Origin of the sequence: Mesorhizobium sp. Pch-S, assembly GCF_004136315.1 — a bacterium.
In the GTDB taxonomy this organism is placed as follows: domain Bacteria; phylum Pseudomonadota; class Alphaproteobacteria; order Rhizobiales; family Rhizobiaceae; genus Mesorhizobium.
Genome location: NZ_CP029562.1, coordinates 2,232,094 through 2,254,360, shown reverse-complemented (window position 1 = coordinate 2,254,360; position 22,267 = coordinate 2,232,094). Strand labels below are relative to the sequence as shown.

Here is a 22,267-nt window from a genome sequence, read left to right as displayed (position 1 = left end):
TTCTCTCGATCGTTCTGTTGTAATACCGGCCAGACAATTGGCAGGACATGAGCCCAGAGGCGCGACGCGAGTAAAACGGAAACGCTTTAAAGCCCGCAATCCTGTGGCGTCACGACGACTGTTCCGATCTCACGACCATCCCGACCAACATAAATTTCATGGAAGTTTGCGCCTGCGCGAAACAGCGGCTTGAACGGCTGGTTGGCACATACTTGGCTTCGACTTCCTTGACGAAATTCGTCCGTCATTGTCCCGTTCTCCAGATCGACAACAAAGGTCCGACGCAATTGCGTTCCATCGGCTTCGATGCGTGCAATGGTGGTAATTTCATCGACAACGAAAGGAGTTTCAGCCTGTTCGGCCATCGATTTGAGGGCTCTTTCGAGACCGCCTGAACGGATGAGAAACTCCATGCCTGCCTGCATCGCCACCGGATCGGTTTGAGCCTGCTGCCCCAGTTTCTCTTGCTGTATGTTGACGAAGCCACCTATCCCGATCGCCCCAATCAGCAGGATGAAGCCGGTCAAAACCCCATTAACGCCGGTAAGGAGCGGAATTGTTGGTGTGCGGTTTGCGGATACCGCATTCTTCGACGGGGTCAGCAGCAGCCAGAAATTCGCTAGGGGTATGAATGCAAGTGCCGCCAGTCTGGCGTTTCCATAGGCGTCGCGCGCTCGCGCCTTGGCAATGCCGCACAAGAAGAAACCACTGAGAATCGACGCTGCCACGGAAACCAGCACCAACACCCATAGATATCCTCCCGCCATCGCAGGCAAGGATTGCAGCCAGACGATCTGCGTGGCGGATACCAACAGAAAGATCAACATCGAATAGGCAAAATACGGGGCGCGGGCCATCTCCGTGTTCGACCTCACAGTGAAGGCCGCGATGACCGCTCCGATGAGGACGAGGCCGTAGCTGGTTGCGTTCAGCGAACTTTCGTCCTGATTGACGAATCGAAAGGCAAGTTCTTCAAGCACTGCATTTCCCCCGGAATCTTCTCCGGTAGATTGCCCGCAATCTTTTTAAAGGCAATATAGATTGCCATGATATCTTGCCATGATCCCATTACTCAGTGCAGGCAAAAGCTTTCCCGCATATAAATTCTTAGCCAGGCATGGTTTGCTTGCCGTGCCGTCGCGACAATCCACCTTGCACAATCCTCCGCTGACGCGCTTTGCTGGCCGACGCGAATCGGAGCAGGCGATGGTCACGTTCAAGGCAAAAGGCATTTCGGTTTCAGTCGATACATCCGTCGGCCATATCGCGGACCTGACCATCGAAGCGGGCGATCGCGTGCTCAGGCCGCTGCATCAGGCACCCTGGATCGACGAGCCGCGGGAGACACTGCCGCACGGGTTGCCCGACGGCGTGACGCGGCTTTCGGGCGACTTCCTCTGCGCGCCGTTTTCGCGCAGCGATGTCGAGGAAGCGCCGTTGCATGGCTGGCCTGCAAACAGCCCATGGGATCTGATCGACAGTTCCGCGACGGCAGACGGCTGGCGGGCCATCTTCAGGCTTCGACGTGCCGTCATGGGCGCTGCGGTCGAGAAGATCCTTACTTTGCGTGACGGCCACCCGTTCCTCTACCAGGAACATGCCTTCATCGGTGGCGCCGGTGCGATTTCTGTTGCGCATCATCCCATGACGGCGATGCGCGAAGGTGGACATCTCGCCTTTTCGCCAAAACGCGCAGTCGTGACGGACGGCAATCCACCGGAGCCGGATCCGGCGCGCGGTCGTTCCATGCTCGCTTATCCGGCTCGCCGCGACGATCCGCGTGGCTTTCCGGCCAAGGATGGCACGGAGGTTGATCTTACAGACTATCGCATGGACAGGCACCATGAGGACTTCGTCACGCTGGTCGAGGCGGACCATGGTGGCCCTGGCTGGTCAGCGGTTTCGCGCACTGCGGAAAAAGACGTCGTGCTGATCCTGAAGAATCCGGCCGAACTGCCGATCACCATGCTGTGGATCTCGAATGGCGGGCGCGATTACGCGCCCTGGAACGGCCGCCATCGCGGTGTGCTCGGCATCGAGGACGGACGTACCGCGGTCGGCCATGCCGCTTCGCTGGGCGACAACTGGCTGAAGCGGGAAGGGGTGGTGACGGCCTTCGAGCTCGCTCCGGACCGGCGCGTTGCCTTCCGCCATGTCATTGGTGCGCTTCCGGCAGCAACCGACAAGGCGGTGCACGATGTTTCCATCACCACCGGCCAATTGCGGGTTACGACCGCTGCAGGCACCTTGCTGGATGTCCCCTATGATGCGCAATTCCTGCGCATAGGCAGCATCGGCTGAGCCGGACATCCTCCCGCCATGGGAGATTTGAAAGTTTCGCGGATGGCCGGCAAGATGCCGGCACTGGAGCAGGGAACGGCCAATGTCCGAGATTGCCACCATTGCCGCCACGATCTTCAAGCGTGCTGCCAAGGCGAAACGCTTCGTCGTCGCCATCGCCGGTCCCCCCGGAGCCGGCAAGTCGACGCTCTCCGCGGCCCTCCACGACGTCTTGCCGGATGGCACCGCGGAAGTGGTGCCGATGGACGGGTTCCACTACGACGACATCATCCTCGACAGGCGCGGCCTGCGCGCCCGCAAGGGTGCGCCGGAGACCTTCGACTTCGCGGGCTTCGAGGTGCTGCTCAAGCGCATACGCGCTGGCGAGCCGGACATCGCAATCCCGGTCTTCGACCGTAGCATCGAATTGTCACGGGCGGCGGCAGGCATTGTCGGCAGCGACACCCGCTTCATCCTGGTGGAAGGCAATTACCTGCTTCTGGACGAAGAGCCCTGGTCGCGGCTGGCGCCGTTGTTCGACTTCACCATCTTTGTCGAAGTGACTCGTGGTGAACTTGAGCGGCGGCTGCGCCGGCGCTGGCATGAGCATGGCCGCAGCGACGAGGACGCCATCGCCTGGATCGCATCCAACGATATGCCCAACATCGAACGCGTGCTGGCCCGCCGCCGGTCGGCGGACCTTGTCATCCGGCAGGACTGACGGGCGGCAGCGCCCTCGAAGCGTTCCCGTTTTTCACAGAACGCTCTACTTCTTTGTTCTGCGCAATTCCGGGCGGAAACCGCTACGCATATTCCTGGAATTGCTCCGGAGCGTCAGGGCTTGGCCGGGATGTTGAGGCCGCGCTGGACGGCCGGCCGGGCCAGGCCGCGTTCCAGCCAGGCTGCGACATTGCCGAAATCGGCGAAGCCGACCAACTCGCCGGCCTCATAGAAGCCGATGAGGTTGCGCACCCAGCCCAGCAGCGAGATGTCGGCAATGGTGTAGTCGTCGCCCATGATCCATTTGCGGCCGTCGAGGCGCTTCTCGAGCACGCCAAGCAGGCGGCGCGATTCGTTGCGATACCGCTCGAGCGGGCGCTTGTCGGAAATCTCGCGGCCTGCAAATTTGTGGAAGAAACCGAGCTGGCCGAACATCGGGCCGACGGATGCCATCTGGAAAAACACCCACTGGATGGTTTCGTAGCGCAGCGCCGCATCGTCCGGCAGCAGCTTGCCGGTCTTCTCGGCAAGATAGAGCAGGATGGCACCGGATTCGAACAGTGGCAGCGGCTTGCCGTCCGGTCCATTGGGATCGATGATCGAGGGAATCTTGCCGTTCGGGTTGAGCGACAGGAATTCGGGAGTCCAGCTCTCATCCTGGCCGATATTCACGTAGTGCGGCTCGTAAGGCAGGCCGATCTCTTCCAGCATGATCGACACCTTCACGCCATTGGGCGTTGCCGTCGAATAAAGCTGCAGACGGTCGGGGTGCTGCGCCGGCCAGCGCGCATTGATCGGGAAGGCGGAAAGATCGGTCATTGTTGCCTCGGGAAAAGGGCGGCGCGAACGCCCGCCTGGGTGGGTGAGCGAAACTTAGACCTGCCGGCGCCGGGTTCAAGAGGCGCCGAAGCAATTCAGCAGAAGCGCGCAGCGGTTTTGCGTTCGGAATTTTGGAGGAAGAACTGGAGCGTCCCCGCGTTTCCTTGGAAAACGGCAACGCCCCAGGATCAGACCGCCTTGAACGCCAGCACCGCATTGGTGCCGCCGAAGGCGAATGCGTTGCTCAGCGCCGTGCGAACAGGACGTTCCTTCGCAACATTCGGCGTGATGTCGAGATCGCAGTCCGGATCCGCTTCGCGATAGTTGGCCGTCGGCGGCACGATACCGTCGCGGATGGCCATGATGCAGGCGATCATCTCCAGCGCCCCGGATGCACCCAAAGCATGGCCGTGCATCGACTTGGTCGACGATACCGAGAGCTTATAGGCGTGATCGCCGAAGGCGCGCTTGATCGCCGCGGTCTCGATCTGGTCGTTGGCCTTGGTGCCGGTGCCGTGCGCGTTAAGATAGTCGACGTCTTCCGGATTGAACCCGGCATCGGCGAGACAGAAGCGCATGGCAGCCTCGGGCCCCTCGACAGTCGGCGCGACGATATCCGACGCGTCCGCCGAAATGCCGACGCCGGCAATCTCACCGAGGATGGTGGCGCCGCGCGCCATGGCATGTTCATAGCTTTCCAGCACGGCCATGCCGGCGCCTTCGCCCATCACCAGTCCCTGCCGGTCGGCGGAGAACGGACGGCAGGTGTCGGGAGAGAGGACGCGCAAGGCTTCCCAGGCCTTCATGATGCCCCACACCAGCGGGGCATCCGAGCCGCCCGCCAGCATGACGTCCGCCCTGCCGAGCCGGATCTGATCGACGGCCGAGGCAATGGCATGGTTGGCGGACGCGCAGGCCGAGGTGACGCCGAAGACCGGGCCACGCAGGCCGAATTGCATGCTGATCTGGCCAGCCGCCGCACCCGGCATGACCTTGGGCACGGAAAAGATATCGGCTCTGCTTCTGCCGTTCAGAAGCAGCGCGCGGTAATTTTCCTCGACAGTTTCCCAGCCGCAGACGCCGACGCCGACGGTTGCACCAATGCGATAGGTGTTCTCGGCGCCAACGATGAGGCCCGACTGCTGCATGGCTTCCGTGGCGGCGATGATGGCGAGAAGGCTGAAGCGATCGAGTGTGACCAGCCGTTTGCGCTCCAGGCCATGTTCCGGCAGCGTCTTGATCTCGCTGCCGACCTGCACCTTCAACTGATGCAGATCCGCGCTGACAACCTGCCCGATCGCCGGGCGGCCTGCCTTCATCTCGTTCCAGATGGACGTGGCATCGGTGCCAAGCCCGCAAATGCCGCCGATGCCGGTGATAACGACGCGTGTGCGCATGGAGCCTCGGTCAGGCTTTCTTCACGATCAGCGCGCGAACCGCCTCGACCATGTCGCCGACATTCTTGAGGTTGCTCCAGGCATCGACCGTGTTCATCTCGATTTCGATGCCGTAGGCTTCCTCGAGGTCGAAGATGATTTCGGTAAGCTCGAGCGAATGGATGCCGAGCGCCGTCAGCTCGGTATTGGTCGTGATCTCCTCGCCGCCAGGCTCGGCGTGAGCCTTGATCTTAGCGATGATCTCGTTTGCCAATTCGTCAGCCATTCGAAGTCCTTCCCCCAAATCCGCATTTCGTGCCTGGGAGGCGTCTCGACGCCTCTGTTCTCGTTGCTCCTGACGGATGCATGCCGCGTAGAGCCGCCCGTTGTGGCGGCATCAAGGCCGCCTCCTCTATAGGAACCGAAACCCGGCGAGGCAACAACCGATATGGACAAAGCCTCTCGATACTTAACTTGCAGGATCGCTAACTTTCCACGACAAAGGGGAAAGACTGGCTTCAGCCGCTGATATCCGATGATCGGGAGAACGAAATGCTCGAACTGCGCCCCGGATGCGAATGCTGCGACAGGAATTTGCCACCCGACGCCACCGACGCGATGATCTGCACCTTCGAATGCACCTTCTGCGCGGATTGCGTCGAGACGGTGCTGAAGGGTGTCTGCCCGAACTGCGGCGGCAATTTCTCGGTGCGGCCGATCCGGCCGGCGGCACTCCTGCAGAAATACCCGGCATCGACCAGGCGCGTGTTCAAGGCGGAAGGCTGCACGCCTCGCGCCGACGCGGCCTGAGCACAGACACGAGGGGTTCCACATGGCGATGAAGACATACAATGGCAGTTGTCACTGCGGCGCTGTGAAATATGAGGCGACCGTCGATCTCGACCACACGGTATCCTGCAATTGCTCACGCTGCGGCAGGTTGGGCAGCATCCTGACTTTCGCCCCGGCAGAGAACTTCACCCTGCTTTCGGGTGAGGATGTGCTGACCGACTACCTCTTCAACAAGCATGTCATCCATCACCTGTTCTGCCGGGTCTGCGGCATCGAATCCTTCGCCCGCGGAACCAAGCCTGACGGTACGGCATCGGTTGCCATCAACGCACGCTGCCTCGAAGGGGTCGAACCCGACGCGCTGACGCCGCAGAAGTTCAACGGGCGCGACCGTTAACGCGCGGCACGGGGTGAACCTTGATGGAGCAGCCGTTATCCCAGGCGCACGACGTCTTTCCGCATCTGCGCATTGTCATGGGCATGGTGATCGGTCTCGGCGTGACGCGTCTGTTGTCCGGGGTCGCCCGTATCATCCAGCACCCCAAGGCCTACAGGCTCTATCCGGTGCATCTGGCCTGGGTGGCGTCACTGCTGCTGACGCTGGTGCATTTCTGGTGGTGGCAGTTCGGTCTCTTCGAGGTCGCCAACTGGACCTTCGGCAAGTATCTCTTCATCATCGGCTATTCGGTGACGCTCTATTTGCTGTGCGCCTTCCTGTTTCCCGATTCGATGCAGGACTACCAAAGCTACGAAGACTATTTCTTTGCGCGCCGGAACTGGTTTTTCGGCCTGCTGGCGGCGACCTACCTGCTCGATGTCGTCGACACTCTGCTGAAAGGCAAAGAGCATTTCGCCCATTTCGGCCACGAATATCTGATCCGCACGCCGCTGTTCGTCATCCTGTGCGCCATTGCCATCTATACGACCAGCCGGCGTTTCCACCTCGCTTTCATCATCTTCACTCTGCTCTATCAGGCCTGGTGGATCCTGCGGCTCTTCGACACCATCGTTTGAGCCTGCTTGGGTAGATGCCCACGATGGTCTAGAACGCGATGGATGGAGGTGGCGGCATGTACAAGGCTTTCGGATCAAATGGATCGCGGGTCTCCCGGGTGGTTTGGATGCTGGAAGAGCTCGGCGAACCCTATGAGTTCGTTCCGGTGAAGCTGCGTTCGTCGGAAGCCTATGCGCTGAACCCGTCCGGCAAGGTACCGATCCTGGTTGACGACGATCTGACCGTTACCGACTCCGCAGCGATCTGCGTCTATCTGGCCGACAAGCACGCGGACAAGGGCATGGGCGCCAATGCAGGGGTGGCCGGGCGCGCCGAGATGGATTCCTGGATGCATTTCGCGCAGTCGGAGTTCGAGGCACCGCTGTGGAACAAGCTGCGCCACCGCTTCATCCTGCCAAAAGAGATACGCGTCGATGTAGGCCCCGCCGCGGCCTATGACTTCGGTTCCGAGGTGAAGGCGCTGGATCGTCGCCTGGGCGAGAAACAATTTGCACTGGGCGACCGGTTCTCGGCTGTCGACGTGCTGCTGGGCGACATGGGCGCCTGGGCCCGTGCCGGCAAGTTCCCGATCGCGTCCGACAACGTCAACGCCTACATGGACCGTGTGCTGGAGCGGCCAGCCCGGACACGGTCGCAAGCCGTTTGCGGCCTGCAATAGCCGGCTGGCTCAATTCATCGCCCCATTCGAGCAAACCGTTATGATCGTCCTCGCCTTCGCGCTCTCCGCAATCCTGCTCGTGATCACCTCGCTGCACGTCTACTGGGGCATTGGCGGCATCTGGCCCGGCCGTGATGCCGCCTCCTGCGCCCGGGCGGTCGTCGGAACGCGTGGCGTCACCGAGATGCCTTCGACCTTCGCCTGTTTTGCCGTTGCAGCCTGCCTGGTTCTGGCGACCCTGTGGCCGCTGGCGCTCATGGGCGTTTTCGCGACGCCGTTTCCGCAGCAGGGCCTTGCCGCCACGTCGGTGATGATCGCCCTGGTTTTCCTTGGCCGTGGTGTGCTCGGCTTCACCTCCTGGTGGCGCCGCCAGGCGCCGGAGCAACCTTTCGCGCGGCTTGACCAAAGCTTCTATTCGCCGCTCTGCCTGCTGATAGGAGCCGGCTTCCTGCTCCTGGGTATCTCGCAGTTCCCGACCTGATCGCGCAAATCTGGATCAGCTGTTTCCAGTTGCCGTCACGTCAGGCGCGCGTCATGCTCCTCTCAAAACCGAGGAGAAGACCATGAGCCTGGCACGCCTGCAGAAGGAACCGCTGACCAACCTGCCATTCTACGACGAGCGGGTCGATCTGGCCTGCGCCTTCCGCTGGACCGCGCGGCTCAACATGCATGAAGCCGTGGCCAATCATTTCTCATTGGCGGTCAACGAGGACGGTACCCGCTTCCTGATGAACCCGAACCAGGTGCACTTCTCGCGCGTCAAGGCGAGCGACCTCATCCTGATCGACGCCAATGACCCGGAGACGCTGAAGGGCCCCAATGCGCCGGACCCGACCGCCTGGGGCCTGCATGGCGCCATCCATCGCAATGTCCCGCACGCACGTTGCGTCATGCATGTGCATTCGATCCATGCCACCGTGCTGGCGTCGCTGGCCGACTCCACCTTGCCGCCGATCGACCAGAACTCGGCTGCCTTCTTCAATCGCACTGTCGTCGACGAGCACTATGGCGGACTTGCTTTCGAGGAAGAGGGCGAGCGCTGTTCGCAACTGCTTGCCAATCCCAAGCACAAGGTCATGATCATGGGCAATCACGGCGTGCTGGTCATCGGCGACAGTGTGGCGGACGCCTTCAACCGCATGTTCTATTTCGAGCGCGCCGCCGAAACCTACATCAAGGCCCTGTGGACCGGCCGGCCGCTGCGGGTGCTTTCCGACGAGATCGCCGAGAAGACGGCATCGGAGATGGACGACTATCCCGGCCAGGCGGATCGGCATCTGGCCGAGTTGAAGGCGATCCTCGACGAGCAGGAACCCGTCTATCGCAGCTGAGCGAGCGGAGCGCGCTCTATCCGATTGGTGCTCTAAAGCCCCAATTGGGCGCGCAATTCGTCCTCGGTGTCGATGACGACCGCGCCGTCGGGGCCGGGCATCGGCCTTTCCGGCCAGAAGATCGTCTTCATGCCGGCGGCGAGGCCGGACATCGCACCGGTGACACTGTCGTCGATCGCGACCGCTTCTCCGGGGGCGACATCGAACAGCCAGGCCGCGCGCAGGAATGGCTCGGGATGCGGCTTGCCTTCACGCACGTCGTTGCGGCTCACGGTCTTCATGCCGGCATGCGAAAGACCGACCGCGCCGAGATTGGCATCGACGATCAGCCGGTCGGAATTCGAAACCACCGCCTGGGGCACGCCGAGCGCTCTTAGCTCCTGGTAGATTTCGATTGCGCCCGGTCGCGGCTGCAGGCCGGCGACATTGGCCATGTAGTAGTCATATTTGAGCGCGATCCACTCATCGAACGGCAGCGTCAGGCCGAATTCATCGCGCATCATGTCGTAGACAAAAGCGGCAGTCTTGCCGAGCACACGCTCATGCAGGTCGGCAGGCGCCTCAAGGCCGACGCTCCGCATGGCCGAAACCAGGGCGGCATCGTGCAGCGGCTCGCTGTCCACGAGCGTTCCATCCATGTCCCAGAAAACGGCTTTTGGCGTCATCGGTTATCCTTTCGCCGTTCTTTCTATAGGTTTGAGGCGACGTGACAATGCCGCCTGCTGCGGTCTAAGGCCTTCACCGGAAGAAGACAAATCCGGCGATGAGGAAAGTCGGGATCAGCACTGCGCCCGACCATAGCATATAGCCGAAGAATCCGGGCATCCTGACGCCCTGGTGGCGCGCAATGGCATAGACCATGAAATTGGGTGCATTGCCGATATAGGTGTTGGCTCCCATGAAGACGGCGCCTGCGGAGATCGCGGCCAGCGTCGTCGCAAGCTCCGTCATCAGATGGCGTGCGTCGCCACCGGCCAGCTCGAAGAAGACGAGATAAGTCGGCGCATTGTCGAGGAACGAAGACAGCGCACCGGTCAGCCAGAAATAGGCGAGATCGTTGGGTGTCCCGTCCGCAGCCGTCACCAGGGCAACCAGGGGTGCCAGGGCACCATCGTTGCCGGCCTTCAGAATGGCGATCACCGGCACGATGCAGATGAAGATCGCGGCAAAGAGTTTTGCCACCTCGGCGATCGGTCCCCAGGCAAAGCCGTTGGCCCTGCGGTATTCGCTGCGCGACACCACCAGCGAGACGAAGGCGAGCGCAAGGATGATGGCGTCGCGCACCAGGTTCTGCAATTCCAGCGTCACGCCGAACACCGGGATCTCGATGCCGGGCTTCCAGGAAGCCGAGACGAGGATCGCGGCGATCACACCGGCAAGCAGCGGCAGGTTGGGCAGGCCGCGCAGGCGCACCTTGGAATCCCGCGTTGGGTCCTTGATCTTCGGCTGGCCGGCCTCGCGCCAGTGCAACACGAAGTCCAGCACCAGGAAGGCAGCCAGCACCAGGACGGTGACGAACAGCGTTTCGCGCCACAGGTTCGTCGTCGTCCAGAAGAAGTCGACACCGCGCAGGAAACCGACGAACAGTGGCGGGTCGCCGAGCGGCGTCAGCGAGCCGCCGATGTTGGAGACCAGGAAGATGAAGAAGACGACGACGTGCGCATTGAACGGCCGGTTGTCGTTGGCACGGATGACGGGCCGGATCATGATCATCGAGGCGCCAGTGGTGCCGACCACCGAGGCAAGGATCGCCCCGATCAGCAACAGGCCGGCATTCGTCCACGGCGTGCCGTGGATGTTGCCGGCAACGAGAATGCCGCCCGCGATGGTGAACAGCGCAAACAGCAGGATGATGAAGGACATGTATTCGGTGAGCAGCGCGTGCAGGACGGCGCCGAAGGAAAGGTCCGCCCCGAAAGCCAGCGCCAGCGGACCAACGACCAGCGCGGCCCATATCGCTGCAATCTTGCCATAGTGATGTTCCCAGAGGTGCGGAAACAGCAGAGGTCCACTGGCGATCGACAGCAGCAGACCGGCAAAGGGCAGTGCCCACCAGAGCGACATGGTTGCGCCGGGCAAGCCCTCGGAAGCGAAAGCGGGAAACGCGCTCCCGCAGAGCAGCGCAATGGCCGCCAGAATTTTCCTGAAATGCACTCTGCCCCTCAAACGCCTAAAGCGTGATCCCGGAAAGCCGGAACCGGTTTCCGGAAAAGGTCACGCCCCAACAAACTTAGACCAGCACCACGCCGGCGTCGCGCATACGGCCCAGCATCGCGTCGAGCGAGCCATTCAGGTTGATGCCCCGGCAGGCATCCAGACGCACCGTCGTTGCGAAGCCATGCTTGATCGCGTCGAGTGCCGAGAAAGCCACGCAGAAATCCGTCGCCAGGCCGACCAGCGTGATTGCGCCGATGCCGCGCTCACGCAGGTAGCCGGCGAGGCCGGTCGGCGTCGTGTGGTCGTTTTCGAAGAATGCCGAATAGCTGTCGATTCCCGGGCGGAAGCCCTTGCGGATGATCAGCTCGGCTTTGCTCCAGGCCAGCCCGGAGTGGAAATCGGAACCGAGGCTGCCCTGGATGCAATGGTCCGGCCACAGGGTCTGCGGGCCGTAAGGCATCTCGATCATCTCGAAAGGCTGCTTGCCCGTATGGCTCGATGCAAAGCTGGAATGACCGGCCGGATGCCAGTCCTGCGTCATCACCACATGCTCGGCATTGCGGATCAGGTCGTTGACCAATGGCACGATCTCGTCGCCGCCGGTCACGGCAAGTGCGCCGCCCGGGCAGAAATCGTTCTGCAGATCGACAACGATCAGTGCTTCGTCGGCCATGGCGTTCCCTTTCGACATGCGGGAGAGGGTCGCTTCGGGTGTGTTGGAAACACGCCCCTGACGACCGGGGTGGAGAAACTTGATCAGATGGTCGCCCACGTCAACCTTCTAAAGCGCGAGACTGCGGAAGCGGGTCCGGAAAACCGTTCGCTTTGACAAAGCCGGCGCGGCTGATATCATTTGCATACGAATGAATTTGCCGGCGATGCACCGGCCGATCCTGGTGTGTGAGCCTGAAAGGACCACGCGCCAATCAGGGGAGAAAACCTCCTTCGGGAGGAACCGGGAAGGCAGGCGTGATCCGTTACGCGAAACCCGCCACACTCGACGAAGCGCTCGCGCTGCTCGGCGAAACATCGTGGCGCGTGCTTGCCGGCGGCACCGACTTCTACCCTGCCCAGGGCAGCCGGCCCATCCGCGAGAACATCCTCGACATAAACGGCATCGGCACGCTGCGCGGCCTTGTCGAGGAGGCCACGCACTGGTCGATCGGCGCCCGTACAACGTGGACGGACATCATCCACCAGCCACTGCCTGCCGCCTTCGATGCGCTGAAACAGGCCGCGCGCGAAGTCGGGTCGCCGCAGATCCAGAATGTCGCGTCGGTTGCGGGCAATCTCTGCAACGCGTCGCCCGCCGCGGACGGTGTCCCCGCGCTGCTGGTGCTGGACGCCGAGGTGGAATTGCGCTCGGCCGATGGGGTCCGCCATCTGCCGCTTGCCGATTTCATCCTTGGCAATCGCCGCACCGCACGTCGCCCGGAGGAACTGGTCACCGCCATCCGCGTGCCCAAGGCCGCGGCTGCCGGAAGCTCGGGTTTCGTCAAGCTGGGCGCCCGGCGCTATCTGGTGATCTCTATCGCGATGGCGGCTGTCCGGCTGATCGTCGAGGACAGGGTCATCCGCCATGCGGCGATTGCCGTCGGCGCATGCTCGGCTGTCGCGACACGGCTGCCGCATGTCGAACAGGCGCTTGTCGGCACGACGCTCGCTGGTTCGCTGGTCGACATCGTGACCTTCGCTCCGATGCCGCAGCTTGCGCCGATCGACGACGTGCGGGGCTCGTCCGCATATCGGCTTGATGCCGCCCGCGAGATCGTTGCCCGTGCCGTTCAGGCTGTTGCCGGCCAATCTCGCCAGGAGGTTGCCGCATGAGCATGCAGCACGGGGATGTAACCCTCCAGGTCAACGCCGAGCGCGTGTCCGTATCCGTCTCTCCTGTCAGCCGGCTGTCGTCGGTCCTGCGCGACGAGTTGCGGCTCACCGGAACCAAGGTTGGCTGCGATGCCGGTGACTGCGGGGCCTGCACCGTGCTTGTCGACGGTGAACCGGTCTGCGCCTGCCTGACACCGGTCGCGTCCGTCGATGGAGCCAGGGTCACAACTGTCGAAGGACTGGCCAACGGCCAGTTGTCCGCGCTGCAGGCGTCGTTTCTCAAACACGGCGCCGCGCAGTGCGGCATCTGCACGCCGGGCCTGCTGGTGACCGCCACGGCGCTGCTGGCGAAGAACCCGCACCCCGATGAGGCCGAGGTGCGCGACGCACTGGGCGGGATTCTCTGCCGCTGCACCGGCTATCGCAAGATCATCGCCGCCGTGCTGGATGTCGCCGGCAGCGATCCGGTCGGGCAGGACAGCGGTCCGGCTCTCGACCTGCGCCTGCCTGTCGCCGGCAAGGCGGTCGGCTCCTCGCCCGTGCGATTGGATGGCGTGCCGAAGGTCACAGGGGCTGAAAGGTTTGGTGCCGACTCTTTCCCTGGAGATGCGCTGGCTGTTCTGGTCGTGCGCTCGCCGTACCATCACGCACGGTTTGCGTTCGGGGATCTCGCGGCCTGGCAGGCAGCGCATCTCGGCGTCGCCGGTGTGTTCACGGCGGCCGACATCCCGGGCCGGAACCTGTTCGGCGTCATTCCGGCCTTCGCCGACCAGCCGGCGCTGGCGGAAGGTATCGTCCGTTTCCGTGGAGAAGCGGTGGCTCTGGTTGCTGCCGAGCGGGTGGTTGCGGCCGATCTCGATCTCACGGATTTCCCGGTTGCGTGGACGCAAGCGCAGCATCTGCTCTCGGCAGACGAAGCCCAGGCCCGAGGTGCCCTCGCCATCCATTCGGATCGTGCCGGCAATCTTTTGACGAAAGGCTTCGTGGAACGCGGCGAGCCCGACAAGGTTCTGGCGGCAGCCTTCGCGACGGCATCGGCAATGATCGAGACGTCTTATGTCGAACATGCCTATATCGAGCCGGAAGCAGGCTACGCCTGGATGGATGACGATACACTGGTCGTCGTTGCCTGCACGCAGGCGCCCTACATGGACCGTGACGATACCGCGCGTGTTCTTGGGCTCAGCCCGGACAAGGTGCGCATCGTGCCGACGGCAACCGGCGGCGGGTTCGGCGCCAAGCTCGACATTTCCGTGCAGCCGTTGATCGGTCTGGTCGCCATGAAGACCGGCCGCCCGGCCGCCCTTGCCTTCTCCCGTCCGGAATCGATGATGGCGACGACCAAGCGCCATCCCGCTGCCCTGCGGGCCACGATCGGCGTGGCGGCTGACGGCAGGGTCAGCGCCATGCGGTTCGAAGGCGACTTCAACACCGGTGCCTACGCCAGCTGGGGACCGACGGTGGCCAACCGCGTGCCGGTGCATGCCTCGGGTCCTTATGCGACGCCGCACTACCGCGCCGAAGGCCGCGCCATCCATACCAACGGTCCGGTCTCCGGCGCCTTCCGTGGTTTTGGCGTGCCGCAGGCAACGATCATGCAGGAGGCGCTGTACGATCAGCTGGCCGACAGGCTCGGCATCGACCGCCTGGAATTCCGGCTGAACAATTGCCTGCGAAACGGCTCGGAAACGGTGACCGGCCAGAAGCTCGAAGCCGGCGTCGGCATCGGCGCCTGTCTCGAAGCCCTCAAGACACACTGGGCCCGCGCTCTGGCTGAGGCGGACGGCTTCAACGCCGGCGAGGAAGCGGCAAGGCACGCGCTGCGGCGCGGGGTCGGCATTGCGTCCTGCTGGTATGGCTGCGGCAACACTTCGCTGCCCAATCCCTCGACGATCAAGCTGGGCATAACACCGACGGGCGAAGTCGTTCTCCATCAGGGCGCGGTCGATATCGGCCAGGGCTCCAACACCGTCATTGCCCAGATCTGCGCTGACGCGCTCGGCATCCCGTTGGAAAACCTCAGGCTGAGAGGTGCGGACACCGCAATCTCTCCCGACGCTGGCAAGACGTCGGCGTCGCGCCAGACCTTCGTGACGGGCAAGGCTGCCGAAAAGGCAGGACGTGCCTTGCGCGAGCACGTCCTGCGTTACGCCAACGTCTCCGGCGCAGCCATGCTCTCCTTCGAAAAAGGCCTGCTCCTTATCCGCGAGGGCGATGCCACGCGCCGCATCGATCTCGCCGCACTCGCATCCGATGGTGACGGCTTCGTCTTCCGTGCCGAAGAGACCTATGATCCGCCGACTTCCGCACTCGATGCCAAGGGACAGGGCAAGCCTTATGCCGTCTATGGTTATGGCGCGCAGCTCGCCGAGCTCGAAGTCGACATGCGCCTCGGCACGGTGCGGCTGATCAAGATCACGGCCGCGCACGATGTCGGCAAGGCGATCAACCCGCTGCTGGCCGAGGGGCAGATCGAAGGCGGCATCGCCCAGGGCATCGGCATGGCGCTGATGGAAGAGTACATTCCCGGTCGCACCGAGAACCTCCACGACTATCTCATCCCGACCATCGGCGACGTGCCTCCGATCGAGACGATCCTGGTCGAGGTGCCGGATCCTGAGGGGCCTTTCGGCGCCAAGGGGCTCGGCGAACATTCGCTGATCCCGACGGCGCCGGCGATCCTCAACGCCATCCGTCATGCCACCGGCGTGATGATGGCGAAAGTGCCGGCGACGCCGTCACGCATCCTGTCGGCAATCAGGGAGGCGGGCCGATGAGCGAACTCGCCGAACGTTTCGATACGCATGATCCCGGCGAAAAACAGCTTGCCGAGAAGATCCGCTGCGATGCCTGTCCGGTCATGTGCTACATCGCCGAAGGCCGTACCGGTGCCTGCGACCGCTATGGCAACCGGGCCGGGCGCGTCGTGCGCCTCGATCCGCTGACCATCCTCGACCATGCCGCCGAGACCGGCCAGGCCGTGGTTCCTTTTGTCGCCGAGGGTGAGGCATGGTCCGGCGAACTCATCAACACCGGCCGGCGTTTCGTGACCGCGATCGGCGCCGGCACCACCTATCCGGACTACAAGCCGGCGCCCTTCATCGTCAGCCAGGAGGTGGAAGGGGTGGATCTCGTCACCGTGGTGACCGAGGGCATCTTCTCCTATTGCGGCGTCAAGGTGAAGATCGACACCGATCGCCATATTGGCGACGAGACGGCGACCGTGCGCGCCGGCGGCGAGGCCGTCGGCCATGTCACAACCGGCGAATATGGCTCGCAGATGTTGTCGCTGGGCGGCGTCCATCACCTCACCGGCGGTTCCAAGGCGGAAGGCCGAGCCACCTGCGACGCCTTGCTGGCGCTGTGCAACCAGCAGCCGGTCGAGCTTGCCATCGACGGTGGCGCCACCGTCATCGTGCAGGCGGGCAAGGCGCCAGTGATCGACGGCAAGCTCGAACACCGGATGCGCGTCGGCTGCGGTTCGGCCACCATTGGCATGTTCGCCGCGCAATGGCGCGGGCTGGTCGATGAGGTCGTCGTGGTGGACGACCACATCACCGGCGTGGTTTCCGAACACCAGGCCGGCAAGGTGCTCGGCTGGCCGGACACCGGCATTCGCATCATTGGCCGTCGTTCCACACCCGGTCGCTACTTCAAGGTCTCGGAGCCGGGTCTCGGCTGGGGCGGCACCGCGATCGATGATCCGCTGTCGATCCTCGGTCCCTGGAATACCGGCAAGGGCGCCCGCCCCGGCCTGTCGCTGCTGATGGTTTCCACCACCGGCGAACAGTTTGCCTATTACGAGCTGGATGAAACGCTGAAGCCAGTCGAAAAGCCGTTCCCCGAACGGCTGCGCAAATCGGTGTCGCTCATCGAGGAAAATTGCGAGCCGGCGCTGTGCACGGTGCTGTTCATCGGCGGTGCCGGCGGCAGTCTCAGGGCCGGCGTGACGGAGAACCCGGTCAACCTCACGCGTTCCGTGCAGCGGCTGGAGACTTACGTCACCGTCGGCGGTGCGCCGGTCTATGTCTGGCCGGGCGGCGGCATCACCTTGATGGTCGATGTCAGCCGCGTGCCGGAGGGCGCTTTCGGTTATGTGCCGACGCCGGCACTGGTGGCGCCCATCGAATTCACCCTGCGCCGCGACGACTATCTTAGGCTGGGCGGCTATGAAGCCGAAATCCGCAGCCTTGCCGATATTTTCGCGCGCGGCGGTGAATACCTCAATCCCCGCAGCAACACGGGAGCATCCGAAACAAATCCCTGGCCACCCCTGACGCAACTCAGGCGCGGAGGCAATCTGTGAACGGGCCGCAGGCGCACTGGCTGACCGATCGCAGAAGGCTGCACCTGAACCACGGGCCGATCGACCTGGTCGTCGAGGCATTCGGCGAGGCTTCTGAACAGCGCGCGGCCTACGAACAGGCGGTGGCACGGTTCCAGACCATCCTGCCGGAGCTGGTCGAGGAGCTGCCGGCCCTGCGCCAGCCCGCCGCTCTGGCCCGGCGCTCCTTTGTCGGGCGGACAGCGCGAAGGATGGAAGCCGCGGTCTCGCCCCTGGCGGAGCGCTTCATCACACCGATGGCGGCCGTCGCTGGCTCGGTCGCCGACGAAGTGTTGGCCGCGATGGTTCGGGGGCGGAAGCTTGATCGCGCCTATGTCAACAATGGCGGCGACAGCGCACTGCATCTGGCATCCGGCCAGTCGATGAAACTGGCGATTGCCGGAACCGGATATGGCTTCGCGGATCGGATTCTCTTGCGCGCCGAAGACGGCGTGCGCGGTGTTGCCACCAGCGGCTGGCGTGGCCGATCGTTTTCGCTCGGCATTGCCGATGCGGTCACCGTGCTGGCCCGCTGTGGGGCGGCTGCCGACGCTGCCGCCACATTGATCGCCAACGCCGTCGACCTGCCCGGCCATTCTGCCATCAAACGGCAGCCGGCTTTCGAACTTGCCCCCGACAGCGATCTCGGTACGCGGCTTGTGACGGTCGCGGTTGCAATGGTATCGCCTGAAGAAACCGCGCAAGCGCTACAGGCCGGCCTGATCCTCGCTGAGGAGTATCGGCAGCGCGGACTGATCACGGCGGCTGCCCTGTTCCTCAACGGGGCCACCGCTTTCGCCGGGAGTTTTCCCGATCCTCGCAGCGACCGCCTGCGCCCATCCGACAAAACCAAGGATCTCGTCCATGCCTGAATTCCCCATTCGCAAGATCGCGGTGCTGACCGAGGAAATCGTCCATGATGGCGGGCCTGCGGTGAATGTGCCGCGCCGCCGCGCTGCGGCGATGGCACTGGTCAGGAACCCTTTCGCCGGACGTTATGTCGAAGACCTGCAGAGCGCGATGGAAGACCTGAAGCCGCTTGGCCTGATCCTGACCGACCGGCTGATCGCGGCGCTCGGCGGCGATGCCCATGTCATCGACGGCTACGGCAAGGGCGCCATCGTAGGCAGTGCCGGCGAACTCGAGCATGGTGCGCTGTGGCATGTGCCGGGCGGCTACGCGATGCGCGAACGGCTTGGCGAAGCCAAGGCAATCGTGCCGTCGGCAAAGAAGGTCGGCGGTTTCGGCGCACGTCTCGACGTGCCGATCGGCCATATCAATGCGTCCTATGTGCGCTCGCATTTCGATGCCATGGAGGTCGGCATCGCCGATGGCCCGCGGTCCGACGAGATCCTTTTCTGCCTGGTGATGACCTGCGGTCCGCGCATCCACAACCGTATGGGCGGGCTCGAGGTGAGGGACATCAAGGCCTGGGACGGCCAGCGATGACGACGGCCAAGACATCTCTGGCACTGGTCGGCACTGAGCCCGACGACGGCTATCGCCTGCAGGAACAGATCGGGTTCGTGCTGCGCAAGGCACACCAGCGCCATGTCGCGATTTTCGCCAGCCGCATCGCGGACCTGACGCCGCCGCAATTCGCCGCGCTGGCAAGACTTCATGAAGTGGGTGAGGCCTCCCAGAACCAGCTTGGCCAGATGATCGCCATGGATGCCGCCACGGTGAAGGGGGTCATCGACCGCCTGAAGTCGCGCGGCTTTGTCGATCTCAAGAAACACGACACCGACAGGCGGTTGCTGCTGGTGTCGCTGACGGCGGCAGGACACGATGCCGTCGAAGAACTCATCCCCCTGGCCAGGGCCATCACCGAGGAGACGCTGGCGCCGCTGACGGCCAAAGAGGCCACGCAATTCCTGCGCCTGCTCGGCAAGCTCGCCTGATCATCCGGCAGCGGTCGGCTCGGCCTGCTTCGGTTCCTTCAGCCGGAACCAGGCGACATAGAGCGCCGGCAAAAACAGCAGTGTGATCGCTGTGCCGGCGATGATACCGCCCATCATCGCATAGGCCATCGGCCCCCAGAACACTTCGCGCGCGATCGGGATCAGCGCAAGCGAGGCAGCGGCAGCGGTGAGCGCAATCGGCCGCATGCGATGCTCGCTCGCCTCGATCACCGCCAGCCAGCGGTCCTTGCCTTCCCTGACCAGGTCCTCGATCTGCACGATCAGGATCACCGAGTTGCGGATCAGGATGCCGATCAGCGCCAGCACACCGAGCAAGGCGACGAAGCCCATCGGCGAGTTGGAAGACACCAGCGCCACGACCACGCCGATCAGGCCGAGCGGCGCCACCGCGACCACCAGGAAAAGGCGCTGGAAACTCTGCAGCTGGATCATCAGGATGGTTGCCATGACGAACAGCATCAGCGGCACCACCGCGGCGATCGGCCCCTGGCTCTTGGCGCTTTCCTCGACCGAACCGCCGGTGACGACGTTGTAACCGGCCGGCAGCTCGGCGATGAAGGCATTGACCGTCGGCTTCAGTTCGTTGACGACCGTATCCGGCAATGCGCCGCCGACCAGCCCGGCCCGCACCGTCAGCGTCGGGATGCGGCTGCGCCGCCAGATTGTCGGCTGCTCCAGCGTGTAGTCGAAATTGGCCACTGCCGCGAGCGGAATGGATTCACCGCTTCCGGTGGGCAATTGCATGTTCTTAAGCGTTTCCAGCGAGCTGCGCTCGGCCTCGCGCGAGCGCACCACGACGTTGACCAGATAGGTCGAGTCACGCACCTGGGTGATGGTGACGCCACCGACCACGCTGTTCAGCGCCGAGGCGATGTCCTGCGAGGTGATGCCGAGCTGGCGCGCCTTGTCCTGCAGCACGTCCACCTTCAGCACGCGCTCAGGCTCGTTCCAGTCGAAATTGGGCGCGGCAAGCTTGGGATTGGCCGAGATGCGCCCCGCCAGATCCTGCGCCAGGCTGCGCACCACCTGAACGTCCGGGCCGCTGACTCGGTACTGCACCGGCCGGCCGACCGGTGGTCCGAGCTCCAGCGTCTTCACGAAGGTGTCGGTGCCGACGAAGTCTTCCCGCAACATCTTGTCGATCGCCGCATGCACGCGGTTGCGTTCCTCGACACCCTTGGTGACGATGACGGTCTGCCCGTAATACGGGTTGGAGGGCTGCACGTCATAGGCGAGCACGAAACGCACCGCGCTCTGGCCGACATAGGAACTCCAGTGGTCGACATCCTTGTTGCCGACCAGCGCCATCTTTTCGAAACGCTCCATCTGCGCGCGCGTCTCGGCGATCGAGCTGTTCTGCGGCAGATTCCAGTCGACGATCAGCTCCGGCCGGTCGGATGCCGGGAAGAATTGCTGCTGTACCAGGGTCAGGCCGGCGAGCGAGGCAAGGAACAGCAGGACCGTGGCAATGATGGTCAGCCAGCGGCGGCGCACCGACAGAACGAGGATACGTCGGAAAAGCGCGGTGAAACGACCCGGCTGGTCATGATGCTTCTTCATCGTCGCGGGCAGGAATGTGACGCCCAGCAGCGGTGCGAACAGCACCGCGACGATCCATGAGATCAGAAGCGAGACCGCGATGACCACGAACAGTGTGAAGGTGTATTCGCCGGCGGCGCTCGAATTGAGGCCGATCGGAATGAAGCCGGCCACCGTCACCAGCGTGCCGGTGAGCATCGGGAACGCGGTGGATGTGTAGACATAGGTCGCCGCCTTGTTGAGCGGATCGCCGGCCTCCAGCCGGGCGACCATCATCTCGACGGCGATCATCGCATCGTCGACCAGAAGGCCGAGCGCGATGATCAGCGCACCCAGCGAAACGCGCTGCAGCGAGATGTCGAGATAGGTCATGACCAGGAAGGTGATGGCCAGCACCAGCGGGATCGACAGCGACACCACGAAGCCGGCGCGCACGCCCAGGCTGACGAAAGAGACGGCAAGCACGATGGCGACGGCCTCGAAAAGCGCGCGCGTGAAGCCCGAAACCGCCTCCTCGACGATCAGCGGCTGGTCAGCGACCAGATGCACGCCGACGCCGATAGGCAGCTCGCCTTTCACCTCTTCCATCTTGTGTTCGAGCGCCTTGCCGAAATCCAGCAGGTTGGCGTTCGGCTTCATGCCGACGGCGAGCCCGATCGCGTCCTCGCCGTTGAAGCGGAACAGCGAGGCCGGCGGGTCGGTGTAGCCGCGCGTGATGGTGGCGACGTCGCTCAGGCGGAAGAAGCGGTTGTTCACCCTGAGATTGATGGCGCGCAGGCTCTCTTCGGAGCTGAACTGGCCGGTGACGCGCACGCTGACCTGTTCCGGTCCGGACTGGATGACACCGGAAGGTGCAATGGCATTCTGCGCCTGCAGCGAGGCGATGATCTGCTGCTGGTTGAGCCCGAGTGCTGCGATCTGGCGGGTCGAGAATTCGAGATAGATGACTTCGTCGCGTGCGCCGATCAGCTCCACCTTGCCGGCGTTCGGCACCGTGAGCACTTCCGCACGCACGTTTTCGACATAGTCGCGCAGCTGGCGTGGCGACAGCCCGTCGGAGGTGAAGGCATAGATGTTGCCGAACACGTCGCCGAAACGATCGTTGTAGAAAGGCCCGAGCACGCCTTGCGGGAATTGTGGCTTGATGTCCTCGATCATGTTGCGGACCTGCAGCCAGGTCGGCACCACGTCGCGCGCCTTGGTGTTGTCCTTGAGGTTGACGAAGACGATGGTGCGCCCGGCAGTGGTGACCGAACGGGTGAAGTCGAGCTTGTCGAGTTCCTCGAGTTTCTTCTCGATGCGGTCGGTGACCTGCTTGGCCTGCTCGTCCACCGAAGCTCCCGGCCAGTTGGCCTGGATCAGCATCGTCTTGATGGTGAAGGAGGGATCTTCCTCGCGGCCGAGATTGATGTAGGCGAAGACGCCGGCCACCACGAAGACCAGCATGAAGTACCAGACCAGCGAGCGGTGCTCGAGCGCCCAGTCGGACAGGTTGAAACGCTTCACG

22 protein-coding genes are annotated in these 22,267 nt (G+C 63.4%); 14 read left to right on the top strand and 8 right to left on the bottom strand.

Features of this window, described 5'->3' with window-relative positions:
- Nucleotides 1-86: 86 nt before the first annotated feature.
- On the bottom strand, nucleotides 87-980 hold the full coding sequence (locus C1M53_RS10310) for a hypothetical protein (protein ID WP_129412167.1): 894 nt from the start codon (nucleotides 978-980) through the stop codon (nucleotides 87-89).
- A gap of 226 nt (nucleotides 981-1,206) precedes the next feature.
- On the opposite strand from C1M53_RS10310, the gene C1M53_RS10305 reads away from it, so the two are divergent.
- Together C1M53_RS10305 and C1M53_RS10300 are read left to right on the top strand one after the other, a co-directional pair.
- Entirely contained in the window at nucleotides 1,207-2,301 is a 1,095-nt protein-coding gene (locus tag C1M53_RS10305) for a hypothetical protein (protein WP_129412166.1), read from the top strand.
- 82 nt (nucleotides 2,302-2,383) lie between these two features.
- The gene (locus tag C1M53_RS10300) at nucleotides 2,384-3,001 is read left to right on the top strand and encodes a nucleoside triphosphate hydrolase (RefSeq protein WP_129412165.1); all 618 of its coding nucleotides are present in this window, start codon (nucleotides 2,384-2,386) and stop codon (nucleotides 2,999-3,001) included.
- A gap of 113 nt (nucleotides 3,002-3,114) precedes the next feature.
- Here the strand turns inward: C1M53_RS10300 and C1M53_RS10295 are convergent, their stop codons facing one another.
- The 3 genes from C1M53_RS10295 to C1M53_RS10285 form a co-directional block, all read right to left on the bottom strand.
- Nucleotides 3,115-3,819, bottom strand: a complete 705-nt coding sequence (locus tag C1M53_RS10295; RefSeq protein WP_129412164.1) for a glutathione S-transferase N-terminal domain-containing protein — start codon at nucleotides 3,817-3,819, stop codon at nucleotides 3,115-3,117.
- Between the two features lie 188 nt (nucleotides 3,820-4,007).
- On the bottom strand, nucleotides 4,008-5,216 hold the full coding sequence (locus C1M53_RS10290; protein WP_129412163.1) for a beta-ketoacyl-[acyl-carrier-protein] synthase family protein: 1,209 nt from the start codon (nucleotides 5,214-5,216) through the stop codon (nucleotides 4,008-4,010).
- 10 nt (nucleotides 5,217-5,226) lie between these two features.
- Nucleotides 5,227-5,481, bottom strand: coding sequence for an acyl carrier protein (locus C1M53_RS10285; protein WP_129412162.1), 255 nt, complete (start codon nucleotides 5,479-5,481; stop codon nucleotides 5,227-5,229).
- Nucleotides 5,482-5,747: 266 nt separating this feature from the next.
- On the opposite strand from C1M53_RS10285, the gene C1M53_RS10280 reads away from it, so the two are divergent.
- From C1M53_RS10280 to C1M53_RS10255, 6 genes are all read left to right on the top strand, one after another.
- Nucleotides 5,748-6,005 (top strand): DUF1272 domain-containing protein, encoded by a 258-nt coding sequence (locus C1M53_RS10280; protein WP_129412161.1) that lies wholly within the window; start codon nucleotides 5,748-5,750, stop codon nucleotides 6,003-6,005.
- A gap of 22 nt (nucleotides 6,006-6,027) precedes the next feature.
- Nucleotides 6,028-6,384 (top strand): GFA family protein, encoded by a 357-nt coding sequence (locus tag C1M53_RS10275; RefSeq protein ID WP_129412160.1) that lies wholly within the window; start codon nucleotides 6,028-6,030, stop codon nucleotides 6,382-6,384.
- Nucleotides 6,385-6,407: 23 nt separating this feature from the next.
- Entirely contained in the window at nucleotides 6,408-7,001 is a 594-nt protein-coding gene (locus C1M53_RS10270; RefSeq protein ID WP_129412159.1) for a hypothetical protein, read from the top strand.
- Between the two features lie 38 nt (nucleotides 7,002-7,039).
- Nucleotides 7,040-7,660 (top strand): glutathione S-transferase family protein, encoded by a 621-nt coding sequence (locus C1M53_RS10265; RefSeq protein ID WP_348630036.1) that lies wholly within the window; start codon nucleotides 7,040-7,042, stop codon nucleotides 7,658-7,660.
- Between the two features lie 40 nt (nucleotides 7,661-7,700).
- Nucleotides 7,701-8,141, top strand: a complete 441-nt coding sequence (locus C1M53_RS10260; protein ID WP_129412157.1) for a DUF3995 domain-containing protein — start codon at nucleotides 7,701-7,703, stop codon at nucleotides 8,139-8,141.
- Nucleotides 8,142-8,223: 82 nt separating this feature from the next.
- A complete protein-coding gene (locus C1M53_RS10255) occupies nucleotides 8,224-8,991 on the top strand; it encodes a class II aldolase and adducin N-terminal domain-containing protein (RefSeq protein WP_129412156.1) in 768 nt (255 codons plus the stop codon).
- Nucleotides 8,992-9,023: 32 nt separating this feature from the next.
- On the opposite strand, the gene C1M53_RS10250 is transcribed toward C1M53_RS10255, so the two are convergent.
- The 3 genes from C1M53_RS10250 to pncA form a co-directional block, all read right to left on the bottom strand.
- Nucleotides 9,024-9,656: an HAD family phosphatase gene (locus C1M53_RS10250; RefSeq protein ID WP_129412155.1), complete on the bottom strand. Its 633-nt coding sequence runs from the start codon at nucleotides 9,654-9,656 to the stop codon at nucleotides 9,024-9,026.
- Nucleotides 9,657-9,729: 73 nt separating this feature from the next.
- On the bottom strand, nucleotides 9,730-11,145 hold the full coding sequence (locus C1M53_RS10245; RefSeq protein ID WP_245488509.1) for a sodium:proton antiporter: 1,416 nt from the start codon (nucleotides 11,143-11,145) through the stop codon (nucleotides 9,730-9,732).
- A gap of 76 nt (nucleotides 11,146-11,221) precedes the next feature.
- On the bottom strand, nucleotides 11,222-11,821 hold the full coding sequence (pncA, locus tag C1M53_RS10240; protein ID WP_129416107.1) for a bifunctional nicotinamidase/pyrazinamidase: 600 nt from the start codon (nucleotides 11,819-11,821) through the stop codon (nucleotides 11,222-11,224).
- Between the two features lie 296 nt (nucleotides 11,822-12,117).
- On the opposite strand from pncA, the gene C1M53_RS10235 reads away from it, so the two are divergent.
- The 6 genes from C1M53_RS10235 to C1M53_RS10210 are packed head-to-tail and all read left to right on the top strand — an operon-like array spanning nucleotide 12,118 to nucleotide 19,200.
- Entirely contained in the window at nucleotides 12,118-12,975 is an 858-nt protein-coding gene (locus C1M53_RS10235) for a xanthine dehydrogenase family protein subunit M (RefSeq protein WP_129412154.1), read from the top strand.
- Entirely contained in the window at nucleotides 12,972-15,752 is a 2,781-nt protein-coding gene (locus tag C1M53_RS10230) for a molybdopterin-dependent oxidoreductase (protein ID WP_129412153.1), read from the top strand. Before C1M53_RS10235 ends, C1M53_RS10230 begins: the two co-directional genes overlap by 4 nt.
- Nucleotides 15,749-17,281 carry a 6-hydroxynicotinate reductase gene (locus C1M53_RS10225; protein WP_129412152.1) on the top strand — a complete coding sequence of 511 codons (1,533 nt, stop codon included), beginning with the start codon at nucleotides 15,749-15,751 and terminating at the stop codon, nucleotides 17,279-17,281. Before C1M53_RS10230 ends, C1M53_RS10225 begins: the two co-directional genes overlap by 4 nt.
- Nucleotides 17,278-18,171 carry a UPF0280 family protein gene (locus C1M53_RS10220; RefSeq protein ID WP_129412151.1) on the top strand — a complete coding sequence of 298 codons (894 nt, stop codon included), beginning with the start codon at nucleotides 17,278-17,280 and terminating at the stop codon, nucleotides 18,169-18,171. The genes C1M53_RS10225 and C1M53_RS10220 overlap by 4 nt, the downstream gene beginning before the upstream one ends.
- Complete coding sequence (locus tag C1M53_RS10215; protein WP_129412150.1) at nucleotides 18,164-18,748, top strand: amino acid synthesis family protein; 585 nt, start codon at nucleotides 18,164-18,166, stop codon at nucleotides 18,746-18,748. The genes C1M53_RS10220 and C1M53_RS10215 overlap by 8 nt, the downstream gene beginning before the upstream one ends.
- Nucleotides 18,745-19,200, top strand: a complete 456-nt coding sequence (locus C1M53_RS10210) for a MarR family transcriptional regulator (RefSeq protein WP_129412149.1) — start codon at nucleotides 18,745-18,747, stop codon at nucleotides 19,198-19,200. Before C1M53_RS10215 ends, C1M53_RS10210 begins: the two co-directional genes overlap by 4 nt.
- Here C1M53_RS10210 and C1M53_RS10205 read toward each other — a convergent pair whose 3' ends face one another.
- Nucleotides 19,201-22,266 (bottom strand): efflux RND transporter permease subunit, encoded by a 3,066-nt coding sequence (locus tag C1M53_RS10205; RefSeq protein WP_129412148.1) that lies wholly within the window; start codon nucleotides 22,264-22,266, stop codon nucleotides 19,201-19,203.
- Nucleotide 22,267: the final 1 nt, after the last annotated feature.

Coding starts and splice junctions, on each gene's coding strand:
- C1M53_RS10265 (WP_348630036.1), top strand. CDS start 7,040: ATGGATGGAGGTGGCGGCATGTACAAGGCTTTCGGATCAAATGGATCG.
- C1M53_RS10275 (WP_129412160.1), top strand. CDS start 6,028: ATGGCGATGAAGACATACAATGGCAGTTGTCACTGCGGCGCTGTGAAA.
- C1M53_RS10210 (WP_129412149.1), top strand. CDS start 18,745: ATGACGACGGCCAAGACATCTCTGGCACTGGTCGGCACTGAGCCCGAC.
- pncA (WP_129416107.1), bottom strand. CDS start 11,821: ATGGCCGACGAAGCACTGATCGTTGTCGATCTGCAGAACGATTTCTGC.
- C1M53_RS10280 (WP_129412161.1), top strand. CDS start 5,748: ATGCTCGAACTGCGCCCCGGATGCGAATGCTGCGACAGGAATTTGCCA.
- C1M53_RS10215 (WP_129412150.1), top strand. CDS start 18,164: ATGCCTGAATTCCCCATTCGCAAGATCGCGGTGCTGACCGAGGAAATC.
- C1M53_RS10250 (WP_129412155.1), bottom strand. CDS start 9,656: ATGACGCCAAAAGCCGTTTTCTGGGACATGGATGGAACGCTCGTGGAC.
- C1M53_RS10255 (WP_129412156.1), top strand. CDS start 8,224: ATGAGCCTGGCACGCCTGCAGAAGGAACCGCTGACCAACCTGCCATTC.
- C1M53_RS10290 (WP_129412163.1), bottom strand. CDS start 5,216: ATGCGCACACGCGTCGTTATCACCGGCATCGGCGGCATTTGCGGGCTT.
- C1M53_RS10270 (WP_129412159.1), top strand. CDS start 6,408: ATGGAGCAGCCGTTATCCCAGGCGCACGACGTCTTTCCGCATCTGCGC.
- C1M53_RS10300 (WP_129412165.1), top strand. CDS start 2,384: ATGTCCGAGATTGCCACCATTGCCGCCACGATCTTCAAGCGTGCTGCC.
- C1M53_RS10230 (WP_129412153.1), top strand. CDS start 12,972: ATGAGCATGCAGCACGGGGATGTAACCCTCCAGGTCAACGCCGAGCGC.
- C1M53_RS10295 (WP_129412164.1), bottom strand. CDS start 3,819: ATGACCGATCTTTCCGCCTTCCCGATCAATGCGCGCTGGCCGGCGCAG.
- C1M53_RS10260 (WP_129412157.1), top strand. CDS start 7,701: ATGATCGTCCTCGCCTTCGCGCTCTCCGCAATCCTGCTCGTGATCACC.
- C1M53_RS10285 (WP_129412162.1), bottom strand. CDS start 5,481: ATGGCTGACGAATTGGCAAACGAGATCATCGCTAAGATCAAGGCTCAC.
- C1M53_RS10225 (WP_129412152.1), top strand. CDS start 15,749: ATGAGCGAACTCGCCGAACGTTTCGATACGCATGATCCCGGCGAAAAA.
- C1M53_RS10305 (WP_129412166.1), top strand. CDS start 1,207: ATGGTCACGTTCAAGGCAAAAGGCATTTCGGTTTCAGTCGATACATCC.